This window comes from Nostocoides australiense Ben110 (genome assembly GCF_001050535.1).
Lineage (GTDB): Bacteria > Actinomycetota > Actinomycetes > Actinomycetales > Dermatophilaceae > Nostocoides_A > Nostocoides_A australiense.
Map to the genome: position 1 here is coordinate 4,075,808 of NZ_HG764815.1, position 3,918 is coordinate 4,079,725.

4 protein-coding genes and 1 pseudogene are annotated in these 3,918 nt (G+C 68.2%); all 5 read left to right on the plus strand.

Annotation, left to right across the window (positions count from 1 at the left end; genetic code table 11):
- Positions 1 to 195 precede the first annotated feature (195 nt).
- Positions 196 to 1,716, plus strand: coding sequence for an IS21 family transposase (gene istA, locus BN11_RS20150; protein ID WP_048693240.1), 1,521 nt, complete (start codon positions 196 to 198; stop codon positions 1,714 to 1,716).
- Complete coding sequence (gene istB, locus BN11_RS20155; RefSeq protein ID WP_201329189.1) at positions 1,716 to 2,510, plus strand: IS21-like element helper ATPase IstB; 795 nt, start codon at positions 1,716 to 1,718, stop codon at positions 2,508 to 2,510. Before istA ends, istB begins: the two co-directional genes overlap by 1 nt.
- Before the next feature lie 174 nt (positions 2,511 to 2,684).
- Positions 2,685 to 3,086 (plus strand): transposase, encoded by a 402-nt coding sequence (locus tag BN11_RS20160; RefSeq protein ID WP_235435567.1) that lies wholly within the window; start codon positions 2,685 to 2,687, stop codon positions 3,084 to 3,086.
- Positions 3,087 to 3,108: 22 nt separating this feature from the next.
- A pseudogene (locus tag BN11_RS25500) lies at positions 3,109 to 3,301 on the plus strand (DDE-type integrase/transposase/recombinase); the annotation flags it as partial.
- A gap of 310 nt (positions 3,302 to 3,611) precedes the next feature.
- Positions 3,612 to 3,918 (plus strand): IS110 family transposase (locus BN11_RS20165; protein ID WP_048697875.1); only part of this gene is annotated, 307 nt, incomplete at its 3' end.

Consider the following 3,918-nt stretch of genomic DNA (forward strand, 5'->3'; position numbering starts at 1 on the left):
TGTCGGCGGCCACGAGAAACTGCCCGGAGACGGCCACGAAGCTGCCCGCTGGCGGACATGAGAACTGCCCACTGACGGTCATGGGGTCTGCCCGACACGACGTCGTCTGCCTCGCCGCGGTCCGCGGTTGAGGCCCTTTCCTCGGGTGCGATGAGCGGTGCTGATGCGCCCGTTCGCTCCCGAGGAAGGGATGAGTTGAAGTCTGCCGAGGAGATCATGGAAATCTTGAATGCCTACGACCTGACTGGGTCGTTGCGTGATGCTGGGGAGCTGGCTGGCTGCTCCCACCACACGGTCAAGCACTACGTCGAGCGGCGTGCCGCCGGCGGTGAGCTGGATCAGGCCGCGCGTCGGCCGATGCTGATCGATGAGTACCTGCCCAAGGTCGAGGAGTGGGTGGAGCGGTCCAAGGGCAAGGTCCGCGCCGACGTGGCCCACGACAAGCTCGTGGCGCTGGGCTACACCGGCTCGGAGCGCACTTCCCGCCGCGCGGTCGCGACCGTGAAGCAGTCCTACCGGGCCGGGCGGGTGCGGGTGCACCGACCTTGGATCACCGAGCCGGGGATGTGGCTGCAGTACGACTACGGCGACGGCCCGGTCGTCGACGGCGTCAAGACGGTCCTGTTCGTCGCCTGGCTGGCCTGGTCCCGGTTCCGGGTTGTGCTGCCGCTGCGGGACAAGACCATGCCCAGCGTCTTCGCCGCACTCGACGTCACGTTCCGGCGACTCGGCGGGGTGCCGACCTACGTGCTGACCGACAACGAGAAGACCGTCACGGTCGAGCACATCGCCGGGATCCCGGTCCGCAACCCGCAGCTGGTCGCGTTGGCCGAGCACTACTCGATGAGCGTGCATACCTGCGTGCCGGCCGACCCGGCATCCAAGGGCGGCACCGAGGCGTCGGTGAAGATCAGCAAGGCCGACCTCGTCCCCAAGGACACCAACCTGCGCGAGGCCTACGACTCGTTCGCCGAGCTCGAGGCCGCCTGTGTGGCGTTCTGCGAGAAGGTCAACACCCGCCCGCACCGGATCACCAAGCGGCCGCCGGTCGAGATGCTCGCCGAGGAGCGCGCCCGACTCCACCCGGTCGCCCTGACACCGCACACGGTCGCGTTCGGCACCACTCGACAGGTGCCGGTGAACACGCCGATGGTGACGTTCGAGTCCGGCCAGTACTCGGTTCCACATCAGCTGCTCGGTGCCACGGTGTGGGTGCGGGTCCACGGTGTCGGCGCTGAGGAGCAGGTCGTGATTGTCCACGTCGGCGCCGACGGCCCTGTCGAGATCGCCCGCCACTACCGGGCCACCCCCGGGACACCGAAGATCTACGACGCCCACTTCCCACCCCAGCCCGAGGGACCGCTGGACCGTCGACCCCGTGCCAGGAACGCTGCCGAGTCGGAGTTCCTCGACCTGGGTGAGGGCGCCCGGCTGTGGCTGATCGAGGCAGCCGCCGCGGGCACGCCGCGGATGCGGGTCAAGATGACCGAAGCGCTCGCCCTGGCCAAGCTGTTCGACCCCGTCGAGGTCGACTGGGCACTGGGCCACGCCGCCGTGCACGGCCGGTTCGCCGAAGCCGACCTGTCCTCGATCCTGGACCACCACGCCCGAGCACCGAAGGCGGGCGAACACCGGGCCAGCGAGGATCGCTCGCTGACCCAGGGCACCAGCGCCTGGGCACGACTCGGCCAGCACAGCAAAGACGAGGCGCTCTGATGACGACCAGGAGCACCACGATGGCGGCTGGGTCCGCGCCGGCGCTGCCGGCGGACCTGGAGGATCTGCTGCGTCGGTTGCGGCTGCCCCACATCCGTCGCCACGCACCCGAGGTGGTCGCGACCGCGAAGGCTCAGCGCTGGGAACCGGCTGAGGTGCTCAAGGCGCTGTTCGCCGAGGAGGTCGCCGGTCGGGAACGCTCCGCACTAGCGACCAGGCGGGCGGTCGCGGGGTTCCCGACCGGGAAAACCTTCGATGCCTGGCAGCCCGAGGTCTGCTCGATCCCGGCGCCGACCCAGCAGGCGCTGCGCACCCTGGAATGGGTCCACCGCCGGGAGAACCTCGTCGTGTGCGGGCCGTCGGGCACCGGAAAGACGTTCCTGCTGGAAGCACTCGGACAACTTGCCGTTGAGCAGGGGCTGAAGGTCGCCTGGTTCACCTTGGAAGACCTCGGCGGCCTGCTGCGCCGCCATCGCGCCGACGACACAGTCACCAAGGCCATCGCCCGCGTCCTGCGAGCCGACTTGGTCATCGTCGATGACATCGGGCTGCTACCGGTTGCCGTCGACGCCGCCGAGGGCCTGTACCGGCTCGTCGACGCCGCCTACGAGAAGCGCTCGGTCGCGATCAGCTCGAACCTGCACCCGTCCGGGTTCGACGAGCTGATGCCCAAGACACTGGCCACCGCTACCGTCGACCGGCTCCTGCACCACGCCCACGTCTGCCAGACCAGCGGCGACAGCGTGCGACTCACCCAGGCACTCGCCGGCCAAGGGGTGAGCCCGTTGAACTGAATGCCCCTGGTCGGTAGTGGCCGCAGCCCCTTGGGCAGATCCCATGGCCACCACCGGGCAGTTCCCGTGACCGTCAGCGGGCAGGTTTCATGTCCGCCACTGGGCAGTTCCTGCTGTCCCTTGACACTCGAGGCAGAACTCGCCCGTGAGTTCGGACGGCACCCACTGGCGCCGGTGCTCCGCTCAGCGCCCGGGCTCGGACCCGTACTCGCCGCCCGAGTTCTCGCCGAACTCGGCGATGACCCGGCCCGGTTCACGTCCGTGAAAGGTGTCCGCGCTTTCGCCGGCACCGCCCCCGTCACCAGGGCATCGGGCAAGTCCCACTACGTCAAAGCCAGAAAGGTACGCAACAAACGACTCAGCGACGCCTGTCACTGGTGGGCCTTCAGCGCACTGACCTGGTCCCCCGGCGCCCGCGCCCACTACGACCGCCGCCGCGCCGCCGGCGACCACCACAACGCCGCCCTACGCAACCTCGCCAACAAGCTCATCGGACGCATGTGGTGGTGCCTCAGCCACAACCAGCCCTGGGACGAAGACGCCGCCTGGCCCGACCTCATCCCAGCCGCCGCTTGACAACTGACTCGCGTGGGATGTCTACGTGTGGACCGTGACCGGTTTGGTGTACGTGGCCTTCGTCGTCGATGTCTTCTCCCGCAGGATCCTGGGCTGGCGAGTGGCGACCAGCAAACACACCCCGGCTGGTCACCGACGCCCTGCGACAGGCGATAACCGCTCGCCGGTTCAGCGGAACTGGTTGGGATGCAACCGGATTGATCCATCACTCCGATAGTAAGACTGTGAGGGCCAAGGTGTTCCCGGGCTTCGTGACTCACACGCCGATCGACCCTGGGGGTTACCGTGGTGTCGGAGGTGTTCTCGCAGCATCCTGACCCACACTCCGATCGACCCCGCAAGGTGTCATTCCCCGGACTTGTCGGTTGCTCGGGAACACCTCCGGCGAGGCCCGCGGTCTCGCCGGATCCATGTGACTGAAGAAGGGCCTGACGGTTCCCGTCTCATTACTGTCGTGTCCAGGTGTCTGGTTCGGCCGAGGGCAACAACCCGTTGTTGTCATCGAGCAGGAAGGACCAACACGCCATGACGGACACAGCCACGTCGCCGATCGTGATCGGCGGCGTCGACACCCACAAGGACCTGCACGTAGCCGCGGTCGTCGATGCCCACGACCGGGTCATCGCGACCGAGGCATTCTCCACCACCCGCGCCGGGTACCGGGCAATGCTGCGGTGGATGCGCACCCACGGCGACATCGCCCGGGTCGGCATCGAGTGCACCGGCTCCTACGGGGCCGGGGTTATGCGCCACCTCGACCAAGCCGGGATCGAGGTCCTCGAAGTCACGGCTGGCGACAAGGCCGACCGCCGCAAACGCGGCAAGGACGACA